We start from the raw sequence: 24,510 nt of genomic DNA on the forward strand, positions 1-24,510 counted from the left end.
GCCGTCCGAGGCGGCCCGCGAGCGCCACTTCGCCGGGCTCGGCCGCCCGCTTCCCGAGGAGCACACCGCATGAGCGAGCACACCGAAGAACGCCCCGCCGCCTGGATGGACGGCCCCCTGGCCCCCGTCCCCGACGAGACCGACGCCTACAACCTGCCGGTCACCGGCGCGCTGCCGACCGAGCTGACCGGGCGGTACTTCCGCAACGGCCCGAACCCCAAGCCGGGCGAGCCGAGCCGGCACTGGTTCACCGGCCACGGCATGATCCACGGCGTGCGGCTGCGCGACGGCCGGGCCGAGTGGTACCGCAACCGCTGGGTCCGGACGGACGCGTTCACCAAGGGCGCGCCCTACCTCCGCGACGACCTCACCTTCGACCGGTGCGCGGTGCAGGCCAACACGCACGTCGTCCCGCACGCGGGCAAGATCTGGGCGCTGGTGGAGGCCGGGTTCCCCTACGAGGTCACCCCGGAGCTGGAGACGGCCGGGCCGTGCGACTTCGGCGGGCGGCTCACCTCCGCGATGACCGCGCACCCCAAGGAGGACCCGGCCACCGGCGACCTGCTGTTCTTCGGCTACGGCGTGTTCCCGCCCTACCTCGTCTTCCACCGGCTGTCGGCGGACGGGACGCTGGTCGAGAGCCGCGAGATCGAGGTGCCCGGCCCGACGATGATGCACGACTTCGCGATCACCGAGCACCATGTCGTCTGGCTCGACCTGCCGGTGGTGTTCGACGTGGACCTGGCGCTGTCCGGCGCGTCCGGCCTGCCCTACCGGTGGGACGACGGGTACGGCGCGCGGCTCGGCGTGATGCCGCGCGACGGGTCCGGCGGCGTCCGCTGGTTCGAAGTGGACCCGTGCTACGTCTTCCACGTCGGCAACGCGCACGAGGACGCCGCCGGGCGCGTGGTGCTGGACGGCGCGCGCTACGTCCCGGAGACCTTCGCCGCGCTCTGGGGCGAGGTCGGCGGCACCGTGGACCCGGCGACCGAGGCGGTGAGCACGGAGAGCGCGCACCTGCACCGCTGGGTGCTCGACCCCGCCACCGGCAAGGCGTCCGAGGAGCGGCTCGACGACCGGAACGTGGAGTTCCCGACCCACGATGACACCCGGACGGGCCGCGAGCACCGCTACCTCTACACGGTCGCCGGGAGCTCGATCGTGAAGTACGACCTGCGCGGCGGCGCGTCGGCCCGCGACTGCGGGGAGGGCGCGCACGTCGGCGAGGCGGTGTTCGTCCCCGCCGAGGGCGCCCGCGCCGAGGACGAGGGCTGGCTGCTGTCGATCGTGTCCGGCGGGTCCGGCTCCGAACTGCTGGTGCTGGACGCCGCCGACCTGTCGCACACGGCGACCGTCCGGCTCCCGCGCCGGGTCCCGGCCGGATTCCACGGCAGCTGGATCCCGGACTCCCCGTCGGGCGCCTAGGGTGGTTTACTAGCCGGTACCACGATGCAAGTACTCACTTACGGCTCCTCCCGGGAGGTTCCCCATGTCCGTGGCCACGGAGAGCGCCGAGACGTTCGCGTCCCTGAATCCGGCCACCGGCGAGGTCGTCGCCGAGCACCCCGTCCAGGACGGCGCCGCGGTGGCGGCGGCGATCGAGCGCGCCCGGGAGGCCGCCGAGTGGTGGCGGGCCCTCGGCTGGAAGGAGCGCCGGCTCCGGCTGCTCAACGTCAAGGGGTCCCTCGCCCGCAACCTGAACCGGATGGCCGAGCTCATCCACCAGGAGACCGGCAAGCCGGTGCAGGACGCCCAGCTTGAGACGATCATGGCGATCACCCACCTGGACTGGGCCGCCCGCAACGCGCAGAAGGTCCTCGGGCCGCGCAGCGTCTACCCCGGCCTGATGGCCGTCAACCAGAAGTGCGTGCTGGAGTACCAGCCGCTCGGCGTCGTCGGCGTCATCGGCCCGTGGAACTACCCGATCTTCACCCCGATGGGCTCGATCGGCTACGCGCTCGCCGCCGGCAACGCCGTCGTGTTCAAGCCGTCGGAGTTCACCCCGGGCGTCGGCGTGCTGCTCGCCGAGCTGTTCGACGCGGTGATCCCCGAGCACCCCGTGCTGCAGACGGTCACCGGCCTCGGCGCGACCGGCGCGGCGCTCGCCTCGTCCCCGCACGTCGACAAGATCGCCTTCACCGGCTCGACCCGCACCGCCAAGCGCGTGATGGCGGCCTGCGCCGAGAACCTCACCCCGATCGTCGCCGAGTGCGGCGGCAAGGACGCCTGCATCGTCGACTCCGACGCCGACCTCGACGCCGCCGCCGACGCCGCGCTGTGGGGCGCCATGTCGAACGCGGGCCAGACCTGCATCGGCGTCGAGCGCATCTACGTCGTGGACGAGGCGTACGACAAGTTCCTCGGCAAGCTCACCGAGAAGGCCAAGGACCTGCGCCCCGGCTTCGACCGCGAGGCGGCCTACGGCCCGATCACGATGCCCTCGCAGCTCGACATCATCGAGCGGCACATCAAGGACGCCCTCGACAAGGGCGGCAAGGCGGTCGTCGGCGGCGCCGAGTCCGTGCGCAAGCCCTACGTGGAGCCCGTGGTGCTGACCAACGTGCCGGACGACTCGTCCGCCGTCTGCGAGGAGACGTTCGGCCCGACGATCACCGTGCACCGCGTCAAGGACCTCGACGAGGCGGTGAACAAGGCCAACCGCACCAGCTACGGCCTCGCCGGGACGATCTTCTCCGGCGACAAGTCCCGCGCGCTGGACGTCGCCCGCCGGATGCGCTCCGGCATGACGTCCATCAACGCCTTCGCCGCGTTCGCCCAGGTCGCCGCCCTGCCGTTCGGCGGTGTCGGCGAGTCCGGCTTCGGCCGCATCCACGGCGCGGACGGCCTGCGCGAGTTCACCCGCCCGAAGGCCATCACCCGGCAGCGGTTCGCGACGATGAACCTCACCACGTTCGCGCGCACCGAGAAGGAGATGGCCCGCGTCCTCGGCCTGATCAACATGATCCACGGCCGCCGCTACAAGCGCTGACCCATGCCGGGCGCCCCCGGCCGGGGGCGCCCGCCTAGACTCGAAACCATGACATCCGGGACGTTCGGCGCACCCGTGCGCAGCCGCCTCCAGGCGACCCTGGACGCCACGCCCCCGCTCCCGTCCGGGGTCCGCCCGTTCACCGAGGCCGACCTGCCGGCCCTCGCCGCCGCCATGTGGGACGCCTACCGCGGCACCCCCGACGAGGCCGACGTCGGCGACCTCCCCGGCGCCGCACGCGAGATCCAGCTCACCCTGGACGGCGAGTACGGGAAGTTCCTCCCGGAAGCCTCATTCGTCACCGACCACGACGACCGCCCGATAGGCGCCGCACTGGTCACCCTCTACAAGCAGGAACCCCTCCTGGCCTTCCTCTTCACCGCCCCGTCCCACGCGGGCCAGGGCGTCGGCCGAACCCTGGTCCAGGCGGTCATGCACGTCCTGGCTCCGGACCACACCACGCTCTCCCTGGCCGTGACCCGCCGCAACCGCCGCGCCCGCCGCCTCTACGACCACCTCGGCTTCATCGAAGTCCCCTGACGCCGCCCAGTTCCGAACGTCAGACCGGCAACGACTCAGGGGAAACCATGGCCAGAACCGCGGCAAGTTACGCATGGGCTCTAAGCCCACTCCTCACTCTCGGCTACGCCACGCCCATCACGATGGGATACGCGGCCGCCCGCACAAAGAGCATCGTCCTGTGGGCGGCAACGATCCCCTACCTCGCCCTCGTCACGGCGATGCTCGCGACGGCGAAGAGCGAGAACGGCAGCACCGCCGACTCCGTCTTCGTCCTGACGTGGACCGTGTCATGGCTCGGCGGAACGCTCCACGCCCTGGCCGTCAGGCGCCGGGTGTTCGGACCGACCACACCCTCCCGCACCCTCGCACGGGCCGAACAGGAGGCCCGCGACCGCCGCGACCTGCGCGCCCGAGCCGCCGCCATCGCCCGCGACGACCCCCGAACGGCGCTGGAAATGCACATCGGCCGTCCCGACCTGCCGAGGACCTTCGACGACGGCGGCCTCGTCGACATCAACCACGCCCCCGCGTCCGCGATCGCGACCATCCCCGGCATCACCCCGGAGATGGCCGAACGCATCGTGCGCCTGCGCGAGGACCTGCAGACCTTCACCTCGGCCGAGGAGGTCTCGGCCATGGCGGACCTTCCCCCGCACCTGACCCCGACCCTCGCCGAGCACACCGTCTACCTCAACTGACGGAGGACTCACCGGCGACCGGCCACGGACGCCGCTCGACCTCATGGTCCGCCGCAGTCGGCGGCGGCGACACGACGTTCATGAAGACCAGCCGCCCACCACGAGCCCGCACACCCCGGGTCGTCCCAGCGGGAATCACCACGACGTCACCCGCCGCAACAGCATGCGGACCGTCCCCGACCCACACCTCCCCGGCCCCCTCAAGGATCGCCAGGGCCAGCTCCACACCCGGCGTGTGCAGCGGGATCTCCTGCCCGTCCTCCATACCGACCAGCATCACCTTGGTGAGGTCGGTCGCCGACAGCACCTTCGGGCAGAACGAGTCGGCGCGGAACTCCGCGAGCGCGGACGCACTGCCGACGACGGGCTTCTTCTCCACCATGCTCTCCGTTCGCTCAGCCGCGGGCCCGCACGCACACCCAGTCCGCAGGCATCTCCCCGGTCTGCAGGAAGGCCCGCAGCCGCTCCTCCTGCGGCTCCGGCACGACCCGCTCCAGCTCCGGGTAGAGGATCTTCTCTTCCTTCATGTTGTGGTGCAGGAGCTGGACGTTCAGGCGCCGGCACAGCGTGAGCGCGGCATCGTCGTCCGGCGCGTCATCGAGGGCGTCGAGCGTCCCCCACATCTCCCCGTGCTCACGCAGCATCACCAGGACCGGCGCCATCAGCCCCGCCGCATGCAGCGCCGGGAACAGGAACTCCTCTTCGAGGTAGATGTGACGACGCAGCGCACGCACGGCACGCGCCAGCGCCTCCCGGTCCCGCTCCCCGGCCACCGGATCGGCCGTGAACACCTCGATCCCCTCGTCGATCTCGTGGTGCTCCCGCTCCAGCGCCGCCGCCAGCGACTCGATCTCCATGTTCCGCAACCCCAACGCCACGTCAGGACGGCACTCAGACCGCCACCGGTCGCCCCAGCAAGCCACCTCGCCGGAACGCTGAGCCCCGATATTAATACATGTGAAGCTTGTAAATAATCAAAGGAGGTGTGAGAAATCAGCCACCGCCGCGCTTACCCACCCACCGAGCTGATCGACTCACCAGCACGGACGCCGCCGCATGGACCCCCATCCCGGCCGACGAGGGCATTGGACTGGACGCGGAGTCACTGGCGGTCAGGTCGGACGATGTACCAGCCACCGGATGGCGTGATCCAGATGAGCAACCCGGGCCAGATCTGGTGGAGTTTCCAACCCGGGGACTGTTTCAACCGGTGGTGGCGTCTGCAGAGCGGGGCGAGGTTGCAACGGCAGGTCAGGCCCGGCCGCCACGGAATCGTGTGGTCGAGGTCGCAGCGACGCGAAGGCTGATTGCAAGTGGGGAACACACACCTGCTGTGGCGGGCCTCGATCTCCTGGCGCATGGCGACGGGCGGCCGATAACCGGGGCTGCCGTGGCACTCCTCGTCGCCTTGGCACGCAACGTCGCGGGCACCTGCGAGCTGGTCACGAATCCGCCCCGCCGCCTGCCGGATGGCATGTGGCAGGTCGCTGGGATGGACACGTCCACGCACGTGGTTCAGACGCCGATCCACCTCGTCCGCGAGACCCACAAGCTGCTCATCGGCAACACCGGACTCATCATCGAGCCGAGCACCGATCGCTTCGCCCTGGTCCGTCACACTGAGGACGCTCACCGACCCCATCGGCGGGGACTGTGCATCAGTCTCGTCGCACGTCTGAGAAAGAAGGGTGCGGACGGCTTCGGGAAGCTCGACGCCATGCAGGAGCCGAGTGGCGAGGTCGGCGCGGACGGTGCTCAGCGGACGCGGGTCACCTTCGGCCTTGATGCCGTTCGCCGCAGCAGTGATCTTGTTGAAGATGGCGTGGGCGTCCTCGGTCGCCAGATCGCACAGCGACAGATCCGAGGTACCGGACGGCGTGTCCCACAGTTCCAGGCGCCGACGCCGTACCGCTTCGCGCTTACGCTCTTCGATCGCCTCGGGTGCCAGTCGCTGCGCGAGTCGCTTGATCCGGCGGCGGAGCTGCCCCGTAGTCTGCTCGGGTGCCTTCTCCAGGGCAACACACTGGACCTTCCCCGCCACGTCACCAGGAAGGCTCTCGGTGACGTCGCAGATCACGCGCGCCTTCGCCAAATCGACGCGACCGGCGGCCAGCGCCTCTCCAGTTCGAGCAAGCGGGCCGGTCAACTGTTCGGCCAGATGGACCAGGGTCGCAGCAGCATTTCCGGTGACGGTGAGAGCGACGGCGACCTCTTCGGCCACCGATTCGCGGGCCGAGAGGACCCGGTACTCGGGGTCACCGGACTCCTCGATGCCAGAGTCTTCCTCGGATGTGCGGCGGCGGGTGAGTTCGGCGATCGCGGCCAACTCCCGCGCCTGCGCCCAGGAGGTCTGCCGACGAGCGGCCGCTGCGACCTGGAGGAGCTCGTCATCGGTCAGATCCACCAAGCGCTCTTTCGTACCCGACAGGCAGACCGCCAATTGCGGGCCGGGCGGGAACCACGCCCGGTCTTCCCATTCACGCTGCCCACCACCGATTGTGGCGACCTGAACGGACATGGACACGGGGGTTCACCTCCCAACCCGAATTGCCACCTCAATTATAGCGCGCCCCACCCCCAATACCACTGGACAATTCAGACACTTCCAAATACGATCACCATCTTTTTCAACCACCCCACAAAAGGACGCTCCTTGCGGCCACCGATCATCCAACGGTCAGCGCGGACTGAGCACGGCTTCATCGGATTGGGGTGGTTGCGGCAACTGGACGGCTAAGGTGCCTCCGGAACCAAAGATGCGCACCCCGCACCAAGTCGCCGGTTGCTGTCACGTTGGTTGCGGTCAGAGACACGAAGCCAGATGCACAGGTGGAAGGCAAGCGCGGGTCAGGGCCCGAACGCGCGCTCCGCGCGCGCCATCACCGACGACCCCCACCATCGCCCGCCCTCGCCGACCGCTTTTCCGCGCGAAGCGCGGCACCGACAGCACCCCGCACGAACCCGCAGATCAAACACCCCACCCCAACCGACAACCGCAACCAACGTGACAGCAACCGGCAGCACACCTGAACTCACGCACCCACCTTCGGAAGGCCACCACAACCGCCCACTCACCGGAACCACATAAAACCGATAAAAAAGGGACCTCAGCCATGCGCCGACCGCAAGCCAACCAACAACGACCAGCCGACTAAGGCGAAAGCCCCACGCCGACCTGCACCGGAACCCGATACACCAACCTCATAACCGATTAATCGATGACAGCGATCACAACACAGGCGTAGACGATCACAAGGCACTCACAGATTCGGAAGAACAACGCCGAGCCCGTGCCCGCAAGACCGCTAGAGAAACAGCCGCCCCACCAGAAGGCCCACACAGGTCAGCGCCCCCGCCAATCAAGACGGAGGCGCTTTCCCTTACGTCCAACCCCGCTGCAGCCAGTTTCGATGCGCTGCAGTCAGTCTCCTTGCGGTAGGACTAGTCAGCGACGAATCGCGACCCCCACCCACCAACCGTGTACTCGCGCTGCCGCCGCACCACATAGCGCTCAGCCGTGCAGCCGGAGGCGCCATGCTCGGGATGCAGCAAGTACACGGCGGCGGACGCCTCGAAGACGCCGATCGCGAGGCCGGTGGAATCCCCCACCCGCCGCGTCCAGCGGCAGGTGCCGGGGTCGGCGACGAGCGTATGCGGGTTGCCGCCCGCCTCGCCCCTCAGCAGCTCGACCCCCTCGGGCGGGACGTCCTGCCATTCGGCGTCCGGCCGGAGCGACAGGGAGGCGGAGACTTCGGCGAAGGGGATGACGATCAGGTCGCCCTGGGCCTGGAGCCCGTCGACGACGGGGATGCTCACCGACTGCTCGAGATGGTCGAGCACGGCGAGTCCGGTCTGCTGCGAAAGGGACGCGAGAGTCACGGTCATGTGATCACCTTCAGGTTCGGCGGACGAGGCGTGAGTACTGGTCGGCGGACAGCCCGTAGGTCCAGCCGGCGGCGGCGACCGGGTCCGGGATGGCGGCCGGCACGGTCAGCCCGTAGCGGCGGCGGCGCCCGTCGCGCTCGACGGAGCCGTTGACGGCGAGCAGCACCCTGGTCTGCTCGCGCAGGTCGTAGAGGCGCAGTTCGGAGCCGGGGTTGCCGGGGTCGGGCGCGACGGCGACGAGCCGGAGCCCGGCCCGGTCGATGTAGTCGCCCCACCCCATGTTCTCGATCGCGCACCGCCGGACCTCGACGTTGGTCTCCCGCTCGATCCGTTCAACGTCCGGGTCGTCGATCACCCACGCGGGCACCCGCGTGCCGTGCCAGGCGTGGACGTCCCATCCGTCGCCGTACCGGAGCGCGGGGCCGTCCGAGCGGTGCAGCCGCACCCGCCCGTCGTCGTCCCAGATCTCGGTGTGCAGCTCGACGGGACGCTCGGAGACGACGCACACGTGCTCGCGCGGCCACCACCAGCCGCACGACCGGACCAGCGCCCCCCACAGGCCGAGCAGCCGCTCCTGCTCAGGCGTGAACACCACACCGGACGTCCGGCGGATGGCATCGTAGTGGGCGACCCTGGAGAGGCACCAGGCCGAGTACCAGTCGAGCACCCGTCCAGCCCTCTCACGGCCGCCGAGCGCCGGCCGCAGCGTGCTGCGCACGGACGCCATGAGCGGATCTCTCACGAACTGGCCCACGATCCGCTCCACCAGCGGATGGCCGCGCGCGACCGTCGCATCGAGCCCCACGGTCAGCTCGCCGAGCAGACGGCGGAAACGCGGCGGCAGCGGCCAGTCGGGGAATCGATCTGGAGCCTCGGATGCCCGTACACCGGGCGGGACGGTCTCCAGCGCGGCCACCGGCGACGCAACCCAGTGGAAACGAGGCGGGCCGAGGCCGATCAGGCGGTAGAACTCGGAGATGGCCGCTTCGGCGGCCGGACGGTCGGCGGGCTCGGTGGACAGCAGGTGCCCGAGCCATTCCGAGCGGACGTTCGCAGCTTCCCGCTGCGCGTAACCGCTCACCGGACGAGGGCGGCGACGCCCCTTTCATCGATCATGTGCCGGATGATCGCAGATCCCGCTCCCACCCGTCCACCCTTTTCCGCCGCCTCGCGACGCGTCCGCGGATGCGGCGTGCCGCGCGTTCCCCCATCCTCCTCCTGATCGCCTGGATCATCCCGGTCTCCAGCCCGAGCGCGAGCCGAACCTCGTCGGCGACCCGGTAAGCACTGCCCAGCGGCGCGTCCGTCAGGAGGTTGTGCATGCAAGCGAAGGCGAGCCCGCGCCCAGGGTCGGCGAACATGAGGCCGACGCTTCCCTGCCACCCGAAGGCGATGGTGTTCCCCATCGGCACGAGCCCGACATGGTAGCCGAGCCCCTTCGGGATGGGCGCCCTCGTCACCCTGTCCTCCCAGGTCGTGACGGCCTCCGAGAACCGGCCGGCCGTGGCGGGGCCGACAAGGCGGACACCGTCCACCTCCCCGATGAGCGCGGCGAACATGCGGGCGAGAGCATCGGCCGTCGCCGCGCCGCCGGCCGGGCCCGGCAGCATCCAGCTCTCCGGCCGGTTCCCGGTCCCCGCGCCTGCCCGCAGCCACGCCGGGACGACCTCATGGAACAGCGAGCCAGGCGGGAAGTCGTCCAACAGGTCTGACCGGCCCGGTCTGACCGGCCTATCCTCGAGCCGCACCACCCGGGCCAGGTCGGCAGCCGGCACACCGAAGAACAGATCACGAGGAACGCCGAGCGGGACGGCGACCACATCCCGCAGCACCGCCGGCAGGGACCGCCCAGTAACCCGCCGGACGACCTCACCCAGGATGAAACCAAAGGTCAGGGCGTGCCATCCGGTCGCGCTGCCGGGCCGCCAGAGCGGTCGAAGGCCGGCGATCCGCGCGCACATCCCGTCCCAGTCGGCGAGATCCTCCAGGACGATGCCGGGCGGCGTCTGCGGTACCCCGGCGGTATGCGTCAGGACGTGGGCGAGGGTGATCCCGACCTTCCCGTGGGCGGCGAACTCCGGCCAGTAGGCGGCGACCGGGACGCCGTAGTCGAGCTGCCCGCGGTCGGCGAGCACATGGACGACGAGCGTTGAGATCAGCCCCGCGGCCGGAAAGAGGGTGCGCTCGTCGACCAGACGGCCGGTGGTCGAGTCCGCGACGCCGGCGCACACGTTCACCACCCGTTCGCCGTCGAGGTAGGCGGCGATCTGCAGACCGACCTCCTCGCCAGACGCGATACCGGGCGAGGGTAAGGCGGTCGGCGAGCTCCTGGATGCGCGACTGAGCGTCCAACTCAGGCCCTTCGGGCTCGTAGGACGCGCACTAAGGCGGCCTTAGGCGGCGGATATAAGGCGTCGTCCCCATGTGGGGGGTGGGGGCTTAGGACGAACCTTGTACATGTCAGGCCACAAGGGCCCGGCGGGAACGAGGAGTCAGACATGATCCGCCCGGAGATCGACAAGGTCATCATCAACGACCGCGTACGCGTACTGCGCAACGAGGCCAAGGACGCGCGCCGCGTCCGGATTGCGAAGGCCCTGAAGCGGTGACGCCCGCCGCCTGTACGCAGCGCACGCCCCCGTCCGAAGAGGACGGGGGCGTTCTTCTTTTCCAGACGCGCTGCCAAACGCGCTGCCAGACCCGCCGCCAGATGCGGGCTACACCCCAGCGTTGGCGGGCGCCAGCGGCGTACGTCCACGGATCAGATCGGCAGCACGCTCCGCGATCGCAATGGTCGGCGCGTTCGTGTTGCCCCGGGGAACCGTAGGCATGACCGAGGCGTCCACAACCCGCAGCCCTTCCACACCCCGCACCCGCAGCTCCGCATCGCACACCGCGCCGTCCCCGCCCATGGCGCACGTGCTGGTGGGATGGAACAGCGTCGCGACCTCGCGGCGGACGAACTCGGTGACGGCCTCGTCGGAGTCGGCCTGCTCCCCCGGTGCCCACTCGCCGCCGACCAGCGACGCGAGCGGCCCGGACGCGGCGATCTCACGGGCCTGCCGGACGCCCGCGACCAGGATGTCCAGGTCGGCCTTCGCGGCGAGGTAGGCCGGGTCGATCAGCGGCTTGGCGTACGGGCTGGCCGACCGCAGGGTCAGCGCGCCGCGGCTCTCCACCGCGATCGCGGTGACCATGACCGACAGCAGCCGCTCGGTCACGTCGACGAGCCCCTGGTTCACGAACGGCGTCGGCAGGACGTGGTACTGGAGGTCGGGCGCGGGCAGCCCCTCGACCGTCCGGACGAACCCGCCCGCCTCGGCCACGTTGGACGCGTAGGGGCCGCGCGCCAGCGCCTGGTACAGGGCGAACGCCCGCGCGTTGGCCTGCTCCCACAGCACCTTCGTCCGCGGCGTGGCGAACATGACGTTCACGAACGGGTGGTCCTGGAGGCCCTGCCCCACCGGCGAGTCGACCAGCACGTCGATGCCGAGCGAGCGCAGGTGGTCGGCGGGGCCGACGCCCGACAGCATGAGCAGCTGCGGGCTGTTCACCGCGCCGCCGGACAGGATGACCTCCGCCTCGGCGCGGGCCGAGTGCGTCTCGCCGCGCGCCTCGTAGCGGACGCCGACGGCCCGCCCGTCCTCGATCGCCACGCGGGTGGCGAGGGCGTCGGTGACGACGGTGAGGTTCGGCCGGTTCTCGATCGGGTGCAGGTACCCGGCGGCGGTCGACCAGCGCCGGCCGCGCTTGTGGGTGACCTGGTAGAAGCCCACGCCGTCCTGGTCGGCGCCGTTGAAGTCGGGGTTGGCGGCGAGGCCGTACGCCTTCGCCGACTGCACCCAGGCGCGGGTCAGCGGGTGCTTGTAGCGCAGGTCCTCGACGCGGAGGGGGCCGCCGACGCCGTGGTAGGGGAGGTCGCCGCGCTGCTGGTCCTCGGCGCGCCGGAAGTACGGGAGCAGGTCCTCGTAGCCCCAGCCGTCGCAGCCGTGCGCGTCGCGCCAGGTGTCGTAGTCGTACCGGGCGCCGCGGATGTAGATCATCGCGTTGGTGGACGAGCTGCCGCCGAGCGTCCGCCCGCGCGGCCAGTACACGCTGCGGCCCGCCGCGTGCTCCTGCGGGACGGTCGCGTAGTCCCAGTCGTAGGGGCCCTTGATCAGCGCCGCCACGGCGGCCGGGATGTGGATCTCCGGCGCGTCGTCGGGCGGGCCCGCCTCCAGCAGCAGGACCTTCGCGGAGGGGTCCTCGGTCAGTCTTGCGGCGAGGACGCAGCCCGCGCTCCCCGCTCCCACGATGATGTAGTCGTACACGGCGGCCTCCGGGGTCTTTCCGGAACCCTACCGAACGAGCTTCGGAGAACGGCAGGGCTAGGCTGCGGGACATGGCGAAGAACAGGGACAACCCCGTCGTACTCTCGCGCATCTACACCCGGACGGGCGACGACGGCACCACCGCGCTCGGCGACGCGTCGCGGACCCGCAAGACCGATCCGCGCCTCGCCGCCTACGCCGACGTCGAGGAGGCGAATGCCGCGATCGGCGCGGCCCTCGCGCTCGGCTCGCTGCCGGACGACGTCGCGACGCTGCTGGTCCGCGTCCAGAACGACCTGTTCGACGTGGGCGCCGACCTGTGCGCGCCGGTCGTCCCCGACCCGCAGTACCCGCCGCTGCGCGTCGAGCCGTCCTACATCGAGCGGCTGGAGGCGGCGTGCGACGAGCACAACGCCGAACTGCCGGCGCTGCGCAGCTTCATCCTCCCGGGCGGGGCGCCGGGCGCGGCGCTGCTGCACGTCGCGCGGACGGTGGCGCGGCGCGCCGAGCGCACCACCTGGGCGGCGATCGAGGCGCACGGCAGCGCCGACGAGGTCGCCGAGGGCGGCGTGAACCCGCTCACCGCCAAGTACCTCAACCGGCTGTCGGACCTGCTGTTCATCCTGTGCCGCGTGGCGAACGCCGGGCACGGCGACGTCCTGTGGAAGCCGGGCGGGGAGCGCTGACCCCTCCGTGCGGGCGCCGGTGGTGGGGCTAACCCCACCACCGGCTCACCGGCTCCCCACCTGGTACCGCCGCCCCGTACCGGACAGGCTGGTCATGTACGGGGCACGGCGACAACGGGAGAGACCACGTGAGGACCCTGACGGGCACGGCAGCGCTGGCGGCGGTGGCGGCGGCGACGCTGACCGCCTGCGGCAACGTGAGCTTCGGCACCGGCCACGAGGACCGCTCCTACACCGCGCCGGCCGGCGTCACCAAGCTGACGATCGCGGGGAACGGGAACCGGGTCGTGGTGACCGCGTCCGACTCCCCCGGCATCGAGGTCAACGAGCGGCTGCGCTGGTCCAACGACAGGAACAAGCCGCGGGTGAAGCACGTCACCGAGGGCACCACCCTGAAGCTCACGGCCAAGTGCGGCGGCCAGGCGATCGGGTTCGGGTCCTCCTCGTGCGGCGTCTCCTACCGCGTCCGGGTGCCGCGCTCGATGCCGGTGGAGATCGAGAGCCGGGACGGGCGGATCGACGCGTCCGGGCTCGGCGGGACGGTGCGGCTGCACACCCAGAACGGCTCGATCAAGGCGACGGACCTGCGGGCGTCCAACGTCTCCCTCAGCTCGCAGGACGGCTCGGTGCGCGTCTCCGGCCGCGTCACCACCGCCGACGTGCGCAGCCAGAACGGCTCCGTGGACGCGACCGGGCTCACCGCCGGGAAGCTGACGGTCCGTTCCGCCGACGGAAGCCTCCGGCTCAGCGGGACCGCCACCGTCGCCGACCTCCGCAGCGACAACGGCGGCATCGACGCGCAGGGGCTGACCACCGAGCGGCTCACCGCCCGCACCAGGGACGGCGGCATCGACCTGCGGCTCGCCGCGCCGCCCGCGAGCGTCGACGCCGACACCGACAACGGCTCCATCAAGCTCTGCCTGCCGCCCACCGGCGAGAGCTACGCGATCAGCGCGGCCACCGACAACGGCGGCAAGGAGATCGACCCGGGCATCCACGAGGACTCCCGGTCCGAGCGCAAGATCAAGCTCGCCACCCGCGACGGCGGCATCCTGGTCGCGCCCTACTAACCGACCGACTAGACGACCAACCAGGTGACCGACTAGACGACCGCGCCGGTCTCAGCGGACCTGGTAAGGCCCCTCCCAGACCGGCGCACGCCCGGACGGGATGAGCGGCAGCACCAACCGGGCGCCGCCGTTGACCGCGACCGTCGTCCGGGCGAGATGCTGCAGGACGTGCGCGACACCGTCGGTGTTGGTGTCGAGGAGCTTGAGGTTCACGTTCTTCACCCGGTCGCAGCGGGCGTGGTAGCAGGGGTCGTACGCCTTGCCGGCCCGGCCGCCGAACGCCTTCGCCTCGGCGGCGGTCTTCACGCCCTCGGCGCCGGTCGCGATGCCGCCGGCCGGGATGCCCTTCGCGATGAACGGCCCGTAGTCGGAGCGCCCGTCGAACGCGCCCTCGACGGTCGGCAGGCGGCGGCTCTTGAAGTAGTCGCGGAACATCTTCTCGATCGCCCCGGACCCGGCGGGCGCCCGCGTCCCGGCGCTGGTGGAGCCGTCGCCGTCGTACACGCCGCGGACGCCGTTGGGCGAGCCCAGCATGTCGAAGTTGAGGTTCAGCGCGATCTTCTCCCGCTCGGACGCCCGCAGCGACTTCACGTAGTGCGCGGACCCCCGCAGGCCCTCCTCCTCGGCGCCCCACCAGGCGAACCGCACCCGGTTGCGCAGCCCGCCCTTGCCGAGCTCCTTGATCTTCCCGGCGATGGCGAGCAGCGCCGCGGCGCCGGTGCCGTTGTCGTTGATCCCCGCGCCCTCCGGGACGCTGTCGAGGTGCGCCCCGGCGACCACCACGTTGTCGGGGTCGCCGCGCTCGGTGTCGGCGATGACGTTGGACGACGACCGCTTCCCGTGCACGGCGTCGACCTTCACCCGCAGCCGCAGACCGGCCTTCGCACCCTTCCCGGCCTTCGCGCCCTGCGCGGTCTTCCCGCCCTGCGCGGTCTTCCCACCCTGCGCGGTCTTCCCGCCCCTGGCGCCCTTGGCCGCCTTCGCCAGCGCGGCGCCCAGTTCGTGCGTGACGCCGATGACCGGGATCGCGGCGGTCTTCGACACCGTCCCGTTCACCGGCCCCTTCTCCTTCGCCGTGTTCGCGACGACCACGGCGGACGCGCCCGCCGCCCGCGCCCGCTCCGCCTTCACCGCGAACGTGCACGTGCCGCGCTGGACGACGGCGATCGAGCCCTTCGCGAAGCCGTTGAAGTCGCTCTTCTCGCAGCCGCTCGTCCCGTCGCCCTTGGCCGGGTAGTCGACGGCGACCGCAGCCGCGGTGACGTCGCCGGCCCCCGAGTAGGCGAACGTCAGGAAGTCCTTCTCCCGCTCGTAGGACTTCTTCGACGGCGCCGTCCGCGCGAACACCGCGTCGGACCTCTCCGCCCAGTACGGGTAGGTGAACTTCTGCACCTTCGGGGAGAAGCCCGCCTTCCGGAGGCGTCCGACCACGTACTTCACCGACACCCCGTAGCCCGAGGTGCCCGCCGCGCGGTTGCCGCCGTTGTAGTCGGCGATCTCCTGGAACGCCGCCAGGTGCGCCTGGACGTCCTTCAGCGTCACCAGCTTCGCGAGGTCGGGGCGTTCCGGCGCGGCGCCCGCCGCCGGAAGGGCCGCCGGCAGGAACAGCGCGGGCAGCGCCACAGCGGTGCCGGTGAGGAGGTTGCGGCCAGTGATCAGCTTGCGCACGTGCACTCCAGCGGACGAGGACCGAGCGGACCAGGAGCGATCCTGGTCCCGCGCCCCGGACGCCTCAAGCAGCGCCGCCGCCGCCAGGACGATTCGATACCGGCGCCTTACCAGGCCATGCCGCACCGCCGCCCGCAGGCACCCGCCGGCCCCACAAAGCGGAGCTCACTCCGGTGGGCGCAGATCCACCGGAAGACCGGGCGGGGCCGCCTCCAGCCACGACAGGAAGCCGGTCAGCGCCTCCGCGCCCATCGCCAGCTCGACGGTCAGCTCCCCGTCCCGCACCTCGATGACGCTCACCTCCGGGAGCAGGCCCTCGGCCTCCTCCGGGCCGGGCAGCCGCCGGTTGGACACGACGAGGCCCCGGCGGTGGATCACCTGCCGGGGCCGTCTGCGGAAACCGAACACGCGGTGCCAGTGGAGCTCATCGCCCTTGTACCGGCCGATGCCGAGCCGCCACACCCCCGGAGCTCCGCCCTCCCGGGACAGTTCACGCAGGCTGCACTCCACGGTGCCGCCGCCGCGCGTGAACAACCAGCGGCGCACCGCCATGCAGACGAACAGCAGGGCAGCCAGCAGGACGAGCGCGGTGAGCGCACCGCCCACCTCCACTGCCAGCTGCTCGCCCAAGTCCCCCGCCGTCCGTCGAACTCCGGACCTCGATGTCAGACCACGACCCCAGACCACGACCCATGGCCACGATCCCGGGCCGTGGTGCCGAGCCTGATCTTAGGCCCGATGTTAGGCCTCGATGCCCGCCGCGCGCAGCCGCGCCCGGGCGCGCCGCTCCGGCGTCGCGTCCTCGCCCGCCAGTTCGAGCGCCGAGTCCAGCGCCCGCCGGGCCTCGTCGACGTCGATCTCGCCGCCCAGCTCGGCCTGCTCCGCCAGCACCGACACCTTGTCGGCCGCGACCGAGAAGAAGCCGCTGCCGACCGCCGCCGTGACCGGCTCGCCGCCGTCCGCCGGCTCGATCTTCACCACACTGCCGTCCAGCAGGACGCCCAGCACCGGGGCGTGGCCCGGCAGGATGCCGAGCGACCCCTCGATGGTCTGGGCGACCACCATCTTGGCCTCGCCGGTCCAGATCTCGCGCTCCGGCGAGACCAGCCCGACCCGTAGGGTTGCCACGTCTGTTTCCTCCGAATACTGGAGCGGTACCGGCGGGGCCGCCCCCGGGCGCACGGCCCGGGTGCGGCCCCGCCGGTGCGGACTACTTCTCCAGCTCCTTGGCCTTCTTCTCGACGTCCTCGATGCCACCGCACATGAAGAACGCCTGCTCGGGCAGGTGGTCGTACTTGCCCTCGGCCAGCGCCTTGAACGAGGCGACCGTCTCGTCCTTGGAAACCGTCACACCGGGCTGCCCGGTGAACTGCTCGGCCACGTACATCGGGTGCGACAGGAAGCGCTCGATGCGCCGCGCCCGCTGGACGGTGACCTTGTCCTCCTCGGACAGCTCGTCGATACCGAGGATCGCGATGATGTCCTGCAGCTCCTTGTACTTCTGCAGGATCCGCACGACCTCCTGGGCGACCTCGTAGTGCTCGTTCCCCAGGATCTGCGGGTCCATGATCCGCGAGGTGGAGTCGAGCGGGTCGACCGCCGGGAAGATGCCCTTCTCGGAGATGGACCGGGAGAGCGTCGTCGTGGCGTCCAGGTGCGCGAACGTGGTGTGCGGCGCCGGGTCGGTGATGTCGTCGGCGGGCACGTAGATCGCCTGCATCGAGGTGATCGAGTGACCGCGCGTCGAGGTGATCCGCTCCTGGAGCACGCCCATCTCGTCGGCCAGCGTCGGCTGGTACCCCACCGCGGACGGCATGCGCCCGAGCAGCGTGGAGACCTCCGAACCGGCCTGCGTGAACCGGAAGATGTTGTCGATGAACAGCAGCACGTCCTGGCCCTGGACGTCGCGGAAGTACTCCGCCATCGTCAGCGCGGACAGCGCCACGCGCAGCCGGGTGCCCGGCGGCTCGTCCATCTGGCCGAAGACGAGGGCGGTGTCCTTGAGGACGTTCGCCTCCTCCATCTCCACCCAGAGGTCGTTGCCCTCACGGGTGCGCTCGCCGACGCCGGCGAACACCGAGGTGCCGCCGAAGTTGCGCGCGACACGGCGGATCATCTCCTGGATGAGGACGGTCTTGCCCACACCCGCGCCGCCGAACAGGCCGATCTTCCCGCCCTTGACGTACGGGGCGAGCAGGTCGATGACCTTGATGCCGGTCTCCAGCATCTCGGTCTTGGACTCCAGCTGGTCGAACGCCGGGGCCTTGCGGTGGATGCCCCAGCGCTCGTTGATCTCCAGCGACGCGGTCGGGGCGTCCAGCGCCTCGCCGAGGGCGTTCCACACGTGGCCCTTGGTGATGTCGCCGACGGGGACGGCGATGGACTCGCCGCTGTCGGTCACCGGGGCGCCGCGGACCAGGCCGTCCGTCGGCTGCATGGAGATGGCCCGGATCATGTTGTCACCCAGGTGCTGGGCGACCTCGAAGGTCAGGGTCTTCTCCTCGCCGCCGAGCGTGACCTGCACGTTCAGGGCGTTGTAGATGTCCGGGAGGGCGTCGGCGGGGAACTCCACGTCGACGACCGGGCCGATGACGCGCGCGACGCGCCCGGTCGCGGTCGCCGTCTCTACCTGTGCAGTCATTATCACTCCCCGCCAGACTCGGCGAGCGCGTCAGCGCCACCGACGATCTCGCTGATTTCCTGGGTGATCGCGGCCTGCCGCGCCTGGTTCATCTGGCGCGTGTAGACCCCGAGCAGTTCGTTGGCATTGTCGGTCGCCGACTTCATCGCCCGCCGGACCGACGCCTGGAAGGACGCCGCCGACTGGAGCAGCATGTGGAAGATGCGGCTCTCGATGTAGTTGGGCAGCAGCAGGTCGAGCGCCGCCTGGGCGGACGGCTCGAACTCGTACGCCGGCGGGACCTTGGCGGACTCGCTCTCCTCGATCTCCAGCGGCACCAGCCGCTTGACCTGGACGGCCTGGGTCAGCATCGAGACGAACTCGGTGTAGACCACGTGGATCTCGCCGACGCCGCCCTCGGCGTCGGTCTTGAGGAAGTCCTGGGTGAGCCTGCGGCCGATCTCCTCCGCGTTCGCGAAGTTCGGGCGGTCGCTGAACCCGTTCCAGGTCTGCGCGACCTCCCGGCCCCGGAACCGGTACCAGGTGATGCCCTTGTTGCCCACCACGTACGGGACCGGCTCGCGGCCCTCGTCCCGCAGCGCCCGGATCAGCGACTCGGCCTCGCGGATCACGTTGGCGTTGTAGGCGCCGCAGAACCCGCGATCGCTCGTGACGATCAGGACGGCGCTGCGGGTGTCGGCCGGCTGCTCCTGCAGGAGCGGGTGGTCGATCCCCACATGGTGGCTCACCAGCGCGGTCAGGGCCTGCGTGATCTGGTCGGCGTACGGCTTGGACGCCGCCACCGCCTGCTGGGCCTTGACGATCCGCGACGTGGCGATCATCTCCTGGGCACGCGTGATCTTAGCGGTCGACTTGACCGTCTTGATCTGCTGCCGGAGTTGGCGAAGCTGTGCGGCCATCGGCGTCAGTCCTTCTTGACGCGGGTGATGGTCTCCTGCTCGACGTCCTCGGCCTCGATCGGTTCCACGGGCTCCTCGGCCAGCATCTCGCCCTCGCTGGTCTGGAAGCCCTTCTTGAACTCCGTGATGGCGTTCTTGAGGCTGGTGAGGCCGTCGTCGGAGAGCTGCCCCGTCTCGCGGATGGCGGTCAGCATGCCGCCCTCTTCCCGCTCGATGTAGTCGAGGAACTCGCGCTCGAAGCGGCGGATGTCGGCGACCGGGACGTCGTCCAGCTCGCCGGAGGTGCCCGCCCACACGGACACGACCTCCTGCTCGGCCGGGAACGGCGCGCCCTGCGGCTGCTTCAGCAGCTCGACCAGGCGGGCGCCGCGCTCCAGCTGGGCGCGGGACGCCGCGTCCAGGTCGGACGCGAAGGCGGCGAACGCCTCCAGGTCGCGGAACTGCGACAGCGCCAGGCGCAGCGTGCCGGCGACCTTGCGCATCGCCTTGATCTGCGCGGAGCCGCCGACCCGGGAGACCGAGATACCGACGTTGATCGCCGGCCGGACGCCCTGGTTGAACAGGTCCGTCTCCAGGAAGCACTGGCCGTCGGTGATCGAGATGACGTTCGTCGGGATGTACGCCGAGACGTCGTTGCCCTTGGTCTCGATGATCGGCAGGCCGGTCATCGAGCCGCCGCCCAGGTCGTCCGACAGCTTCGCGCAGCGCTCCAGCAGGCGGGAGTGCAGGTAGAAGACGTCACCGGGGTAGGCCTCGCGGCCCGGCGGGCGGCGCAGCAGCAGCGACACCGCGCGGTAGGCCTCGGCCTGCTTCGACAGGTCGTCGAACACGATCAGGACGTGCTTGCCCTGGTACATCCAGTGCTGCCCGATCGCGGACCCGGTGTAGGGGGCGATGTACTTGTAGCCCGCCGGGTCGGACGCCGGAGCCGCCACGATCGTGGTGTACTCCAGCGCGCCGGCCTCCTCCAGGGAGCGGCGGACGTTGGCGATCGTGGAGCCCTTCTGGCCGACCGCGACGTAGATGCAGCGCACCTGCTTGCTCGGGTCGCCCGTGTCCCAGGCTTCCTTCTGGTTGATGATGGTGTCCACGCAGACCGTCGTCTTGCCGGTCTGCCGGTCACCGATGATCAGCTGCCGCTGGCCCCGGCCGATCGGCGTCATCGCGTCGATCGCCTTGATGCCGGTCTGCAGCGGCTCCTTCACCGACTGCCGCTGCACGACCGTGGGGGCCTGCAGCTCCAGCGCGCGGCGCTCGGTCGTCTCGACCGGGCCGAGGCCGTCCAGCGGGTTGCCCAGGGCGTCCACGACGCGACCGAGGAAGGCGTCGCCGACCGGCGCCGACAGGACCTCGCCCGTCCGCCGGACCTTCTGGCCCTCCTCGATTCCGCTGAAGTCACCCAGGACAACGGCGCCGATCTCACGCACGTCCAGGTTCAGAGCCAGGCCACGGGTACCGTCCTCGAACTCCAGGAGTTCGTTCGCCATCGCGGAGGGCAGGCCCTCGATGTGGGCGATGCCGTCGCCGGCATCGACGACGGTGCCGACCTCCTCGCGCGCGGCGGCCTCGGGCTCGTACGACTGGACGAAGCGCTCCAGCGCGTTCCGGATCTCGTCCGGACGGATCGTCAGCTCCGCCATGATTCCTCTCTTGCTCCCTTAAGGGTCGGCTTTACCGGCACTCGGCGTTGGAGCCAGCTCTACCGGCCTCAGCCGGCGCCGAGCCGCCGGCGGACGTCGTCCAGCCGTCCGGCGATCGTGCCGTCGATGATCTCGTCCCCGATCTCGATCGACAGTCCGCCGATCGTGCTCGGGTCGAGCTCGATGTTCAGGTGTACTTCGTGTCCGTACGCGGCGGCGAGCACCTCGGCGAGCCGCGTCCGCTGCCGCGCCGACAGCTCGGTCGGCGTCCGCACCAGCGCGACCAGCCGCTGCCGGCGCTGGGCGACGAGCTTGCCGAACTCGGCGAGCCCGCCTTCCAGGCTACGTCCTCGCGGGCGCAGCACGAGCTCGGTGACCAGCGTCAGCGTGGCCGGCGTGACCTTGCCGTCCAGCAGCGCGTTGAGCAGGCCGAGCTTGCGGTCGTCCGGCAGGCCCGGACCGGCGAGGGCGGAGCGCAGCGCGACCTCCCCCTCGACGACCCGGGAGAACCGGAACAGCTCGTCCTCCAGGTCGTCGATCTGCCCGTCGGCCTCGGCGCGGGCGGCCTCGGCGGTGACCGCGAGGGTCTCCACCGCGTCCGCCAGCTCCGACGGCTTGGACCAGCGCAGCCGGACGACGTCGGCGACCAGCCCGAGAGCGGCCGGCGACACCTTGCCCTCCAGCAGGATCTGGACGAGCTGCGCCTTGTCGGCACCGTCCCGCGCCGGGTCGGACACCGCCCGGCGCAGGCCGTGCTCGCGGTCGATCAGGTGCAGCACCGCGAACAGGTCGGCGCCCAGCCCGGCCAGGTCGGCGGAGGGAATGACGGCCTCCAGCCGGGTCCTGGCCTCGGCGAGCGACGCCCTGCTCACCGCTCCCGTGATGGTCATGATGTGATCTGCTCCTGCGTGCGAGCGCGGCTCTCCAGCTCCTCGAGGAACCGGTCGACGACCCGGCTCTGCCGCGCGCTGTCCTCAAGGGACTCGCCCACGACGCGACCGGCGAGGTCGACCGACATGGCGCCGATCTCGGCGCGCAGCGACTGCAGCGCCTGCTGCCGCTCGGCCTCGATCTGCTTCTTCGCGTCCTCGACGATCTTGCGAGCCTCCGCCTGGGCCTTCTCCTTGGCCTCGGCGATGATCTGCGCGCCCTGCTCCTCGGCCTTGCGCCGCTCGTTGGACGCCTCGACCGCGGCCGCCTTCTGCTGGGACTTGTACTGATCGAGGACCTGCTGGGCCTCTTTCTGCGCCTGCTCTGCCCGCTCGAGGCCGCCCTCGATCGCCTGGGTGCGCTCCTCCAGCGTCTTCTGCAGACGCGGAACGAGGATGCGCCCCAGGACGATCATGACGACGAGGAACGAGAAGATGCCGACGACCAGCTCGTACGGGTGCGGGACGAGAGGGTTGTTCTCCTCCGCCGCTAGGACGGAAGCTGCTGTGATCATGTCTGCAGCCCTTCCTCAGTTGGAACCCGTGGTCAGATGCCCTGGAAGATGAAGGGCGCGACCAGACCGATGAGGGCCAGCGCCTCGGTGAGGACGAAGCCCAGCAGCATGTTGGTGCGGATGACGCCGGTGAGCTCCGGCTGGCGGGCGATGGCGTTCACGCCCTGGCCGAAGATGATGCCGATGCCGATGCCCGGGCCGATGGCCGCGAGGCCGTAGCCGATCGAGGTGACGTTGCCTTCGACCGCGGCGAGGACGGCTCCCGTCATGGGTTCATTCCTTTTCTGTCGGCCGGCGGAGGCTCCGCCGGTCTGGGCTAACGAGGGTGTCTGGACGAGCCCGGCACCGGGGCGCACGGACTCCGGGGGTCTAGTGGTCCGCTTCGAGGCCGCTCTGGATGTACATCGCGGCGAGCATCGCGAACAGGAACGCCTGCAGGAACTGAATCAGCAGTTCCAGCGCGGTGAGCAGGATCGTGACGATGACGCCGACGATGCCGACGCCGAAGCCGAGCGCGGTGGGCTTCTCGAAGAGGAACCAGAAGCCGACGAGGCTGAAGAACGCCAGGATCGTGTGGCCGGCGAACATGTTGGCGAAGAGCCGGACCGCGTGGGTGAAGGGCGCCAGGATGAACGTCGAGAGGTACTCGATCGGCACCAGCAGGAAGTAGACCGGGAGCGGCAGGCCCTTGGGGATCATGTTGGTGAAGTACTTCACCGGGCCCTGGTGCTTGAAGCCCAGGTACACCTTGACGATGTAGACGAACACCGCCAGCACGATCGGGAACGCGATGTGCGACGCGACCGGGAACTGGATGATCGGGATGACCGCGAAGATGTTCCAGAACCAGATCAGGAAGAACAGCGACATGAGCATCGGCATCCACCGGTCGGTGTTCTTGCCGAGGAACGGGCGGGCGATCTCGTCCCGCACGAACATGTAGCCGATCTCACCGATGTTCTGCATGCCGCGCGGCACGAGCTTCGGCTTGGCGAACGCCGTCCAGAACAGGCCGCAGACCACCAGCGCGCCGACGATCGAGAAGACGACGGGCTTGGTCAGCCACTCCGGGCCGCCGGCGAACAGGGGCGGGAAGTCGAACAGCTCCGGGCCCGGGGCTTTGAACTCGTCTCCCCCGGTGGCGAGGACCGTCAGCGCGTTCACGCGGCGTTCCCTTCATCAATGTGGTGATGTTTCACGAAGGCTTCCTCGGCGGCTTCCTCGGCGGGGCCGCTCAGGAGGAGTGGCTGCCGTACTTCAGGTAGACCAGGTAGATGGCGAGCCCGGCACCGATGATCAGGCCGATGGGGATCAGCCAGGTCTGGTGCGTCCATTCGGACAGCAGCCACCCGATGCCGCCCCAGATGATCATCCCGGAGAGAAGGTAGCTGGGCACGGACCAGGCGACGTCGGCGAATTCCCGCTGGCCGTCCTCCGGCCGGGGCTTCTGCTCGCTCATCGCGCTCCGGACGATAGCAGGCCACCCGTGCGGTGGTCATATTGGAGTAGTCCCGGGGGCCCGGCACCGTCCGCGAGGCGTGCATCACGGACTCCGGTCCAGGACGTTCTCGGGTTCGTCAATGTAGGGCCTCCGCTGCAGCACGACCCGGAACTCGGCGGCGATCCAGAGCAGCGCGAGCCCGATGACCGTCCAGCCGAACACCTTGGTGTCCCAGATCGAGACGCCGTCCATCGTCGTGACCAGCACCATCACCGCGAGGATCTTCACCATGTAGCTGGCCAGCGCGGCCAGCATCATCGTCTGCGCGGAGTACCGGGCGGCCCAGGAGACCACCAGGGCGCTGATCGAGAAGAAGGCGATCACCACGACGGAGGCCAGTGCCGCCGCCAGGGCGCCCTTGGCGCCGGCGGCCAGCAGGCCGATCAGCACGGCGGCCACCCCGACGACCGATGTCGGGATCGCTGCGCCGCGGAGCATCCGAGCGTCGGAGGTTTGCATGAGGGCTCCGGCTGGTCACGGTCAGTGGTCGTTTCTTGTTCGTGAAAGGTATCACAAGCGTCCGGATTGTCCACAATTACCCTAGAGGTAATGCGAAT

25 protein-coding genes are annotated in these 24,510 nt (G+C 70.3%); 6 read left to right on the top strand and 19 right to left on the bottom strand.

Translation table 11 applies throughout. From position 1 onward, the window contains the following. The first annotated feature begins 69 nt into the window (after positions 1–69). The 4 genes from ACGFI1_RS15800 (at position 70) to ACGFI1_RS15815 (ending at position 4,209) form a co-directional block, all read left to right on the top strand. On the top strand, positions 70–1,425 hold the full coding sequence (locus tag ACGFI1_RS15800) for a carotenoid oxygenase family protein (RefSeq protein WP_392785890.1): 1,356 nt from the start codon (positions 70–72) through the stop codon (positions 1,423–1,425). A 64-nt stretch (positions 1,426–1,489) separates the two neighbouring features. Continuing rightward, positions 1,490–2,989 carry an aldehyde dehydrogenase family protein gene (locus ACGFI1_RS15805; RefSeq protein WP_392785891.1) on the top strand — a complete coding sequence of 500 codons (1,500 nt, stop codon included), beginning with the start codon at positions 1,490–1,492 and terminating at the stop codon, positions 2,987–2,989. Between the two features lie 48 nt (positions 2,990–3,037). Next, complete coding sequence (locus ACGFI1_RS15810) at positions 3,038–3,529, top strand: GNAT family N-acetyltransferase (RefSeq protein ID WP_392785893.1); 492 nt, start codon at positions 3,038–3,040, stop codon at positions 3,527–3,529. Between the two features lie 122 nt (positions 3,530–3,651). Further along, positions 3,652–4,209, top strand: a complete 558-nt coding sequence (locus ACGFI1_RS15815; RefSeq protein ID WP_392785895.1) for a ComEA family DNA-binding protein — start codon at positions 3,652–3,654, stop codon at positions 4,207–4,209. Here ACGFI1_RS15815 and ACGFI1_RS15820 read toward each other — a convergent pair. The 7 genes from ACGFI1_RS15820 to ACGFI1_RS15850 form a co-directional block, all read right to left on the bottom strand. Beyond that, positions 4,202–4,591: a cupin domain-containing protein gene (locus ACGFI1_RS15820; protein ID WP_301175832.1), complete on the bottom strand. Its 390-nt coding sequence runs from the start codon at positions 4,589–4,591 to the stop codon at positions 4,202–4,204. The genes ACGFI1_RS15815 and ACGFI1_RS15820 overlap by 8 nt on opposite strands. A 13-nt stretch (positions 4,592–4,604) precedes the next feature. Then, positions 4,605–5,066, bottom strand: coding sequence for a hemerythrin domain-containing protein (locus ACGFI1_RS15825; protein ID WP_387075272.1), 462 nt, complete (start codon positions 5,064–5,066; stop codon positions 4,605–4,607). Positions 5,067–5,311: 245 nt separating this feature from the next. Then, complete coding sequence (locus ACGFI1_RS15830; RefSeq protein WP_392786287.1) at positions 5,312–6,727, bottom strand: HNH endonuclease signature motif containing protein; 1,416 nt, start codon at positions 6,725–6,727, stop codon at positions 5,312–5,314. Positions 6,728–7,650: 923 nt separating this feature from the next. Next, on the bottom strand, positions 7,651–8,094 hold the full coding sequence (locus ACGFI1_RS15835; RefSeq protein ID WP_392785897.1) for a hypothetical protein: 444 nt from the start codon (positions 8,092–8,094) through the stop codon (positions 7,651–7,653). 10 nt (positions 8,095–8,104) lie between these two features. Beyond that, entirely contained in the window at positions 8,105–9,175 is a 1,071-nt protein-coding gene (locus ACGFI1_RS15840) for a DUF6745 domain-containing protein (RefSeq protein ID WP_392785899.1), read from the bottom strand. A 31-nt stretch (positions 9,176–9,206) separates the two neighbouring features. Next, entirely contained in the window at positions 9,207–10,451 is a 1,245-nt protein-coding gene (locus ACGFI1_RS15845) for a serine hydrolase domain-containing protein (protein ID WP_392786289.1), read from the bottom strand. A 360-nt stretch (positions 10,452–10,811) separates the two neighbouring features. Further along, positions 10,812–12,404: a GMC family oxidoreductase gene (locus ACGFI1_RS15850; protein WP_392785901.1), complete on the bottom strand. Its 1,593-nt coding sequence runs from the start codon at positions 12,402–12,404 to the stop codon at positions 10,812–10,814. 71 nt (positions 12,405–12,475) lie between these two features. Between ACGFI1_RS15850 and ACGFI1_RS15855 the strand changes: the two genes are divergently transcribed. Together ACGFI1_RS15855 and ACGFI1_RS15860 are read left to right on the top strand one after the other, a co-directional pair. Next, the gene (locus ACGFI1_RS15855; RefSeq protein WP_392785903.1) at positions 12,476–13,090 is read left to right on the top strand and encodes a cob(I)yrinic acid a,c-diamide adenosyltransferase; all 615 of its coding nucleotides are present in this window, start codon (positions 12,476–12,478) and stop codon (positions 13,088–13,090) included. A 128-nt stretch (positions 13,091–13,218) separates the two neighbouring features. After that, positions 13,219–14,160, top strand: a complete 942-nt coding sequence (locus ACGFI1_RS15860) for a DUF4097 family beta strand repeat-containing protein (RefSeq protein WP_386874684.1) — start codon at positions 13,219–13,221, stop codon at positions 14,158–14,160. Positions 14,161–14,211: 51 nt separating this feature from the next. On the opposite strand, the gene ACGFI1_RS15865 is transcribed toward ACGFI1_RS15860, so the two are convergent. From ACGFI1_RS15865 to ACGFI1_RS15920, 12 genes are all read right to left on the bottom strand, one after another. Further along, on the bottom strand, positions 14,212–15,828 hold the full coding sequence (locus ACGFI1_RS15865; RefSeq protein WP_392785905.1) for a M28 family peptidase: 1,617 nt from the start codon (positions 15,826–15,828) through the stop codon (positions 14,212–14,214). Positions 15,829–15,993: 165 nt separating this feature from the next. Next, complete coding sequence (locus ACGFI1_RS15870; RefSeq protein WP_138632492.1) at positions 15,994–16,458, bottom strand: DUF2550 domain-containing protein; 465 nt, start codon at positions 16,456–16,458, stop codon at positions 15,994–15,996. Positions 16,459–16,569: 111 nt separating this feature from the next. After that, positions 16,570–16,956, bottom strand: coding sequence for a F0F1 ATP synthase subunit epsilon (locus ACGFI1_RS15875; protein WP_138632489.1), 387 nt, complete (start codon positions 16,954–16,956; stop codon positions 16,570–16,572). Positions 16,957–17,038: 82 nt separating this feature from the next. After that, a complete protein-coding gene (gene atpD, locus ACGFI1_RS15880; protein ID WP_392785907.1) occupies positions 17,039–18,469 on the bottom strand; it encodes a F0F1 ATP synthase subunit beta in 1,431 nt (476 codons plus the stop codon). 2 nt (positions 18,470–18,471) lie between these two features. Continuing rightward, the gene (locus tag ACGFI1_RS15885) at positions 18,472–19,368 is read right to left on the bottom strand and encodes a F0F1 ATP synthase subunit gamma (RefSeq protein ID WP_138632483.1); all 897 of its coding nucleotides are present in this window, start codon (positions 19,366–19,368) and stop codon (positions 18,472–18,474) included. 5 nt (positions 19,369–19,373) lie between these two features. Continuing rightward, complete coding sequence (atpA, locus tag ACGFI1_RS15890) at positions 19,374–21,008, bottom strand: F0F1 ATP synthase subunit alpha (protein WP_392785908.1); 1,635 nt, start codon at positions 21,006–21,008, stop codon at positions 19,374–19,376. 68 nt (positions 21,009–21,076) lie between these two features. Continuing rightward, a complete protein-coding gene (locus ACGFI1_RS15895; RefSeq protein WP_392785909.1) occupies positions 21,077–21,898 on the bottom strand; it encodes a F0F1 ATP synthase subunit delta in 822 nt (273 codons plus the stop codon). Beyond that, a complete protein-coding gene (locus tag ACGFI1_RS15900) occupies positions 21,895–22,452 on the bottom strand; it encodes a F0F1 ATP synthase subunit B (protein ID WP_171068786.1) in 558 nt (185 codons plus the stop codon). The genes ACGFI1_RS15895 and ACGFI1_RS15900 overlap by 4 nt, the downstream gene beginning before the upstream one ends. 32 nt (positions 22,453–22,484) lie before the next feature. Further along, positions 22,485–22,721 (bottom strand): ATP synthase F0 subunit C, encoded by a 237-nt coding sequence (gene atpE / locus ACGFI1_RS15905; protein WP_089330861.1) that lies wholly within the window; start codon positions 22,719–22,721, stop codon positions 22,485–22,487. Positions 22,722–22,821: 100 nt separating this feature from the next. Then, positions 22,822–23,616, bottom strand: a complete 795-nt coding sequence (gene atpB / locus ACGFI1_RS15910) for a F0F1 ATP synthase subunit A (protein WP_386874682.1) — start codon at positions 23,614–23,616, stop codon at positions 22,822–22,824. Between the two features lie 70 nt (positions 23,617–23,686). Then, positions 23,687–23,911, bottom strand: coding sequence for an AtpZ/AtpI family protein (locus ACGFI1_RS15915; RefSeq protein ID WP_138632471.1), 225 nt, complete (start codon positions 23,909–23,911; stop codon positions 23,687–23,689). 84 nt (positions 23,912–23,995) lie between these two features. Next, complete coding sequence (locus tag ACGFI1_RS15920; RefSeq protein ID WP_138632468.1) at positions 23,996–24,412, bottom strand: hypothetical protein; 417 nt, start codon at positions 24,410–24,412, stop codon at positions 23,996–23,998. Between the last annotated feature and the right edge of the window lie 98 nt (positions 24,413–24,510).

Source organism: Actinomadura geliboluensis, assembly GCF_043197915.1.
GTDB classification, from domain to species: Bacteria; Actinomycetota; Actinomycetes; order Streptosporangiales; family Streptosporangiaceae; genus Spirillospora; species Spirillospora geliboluensis.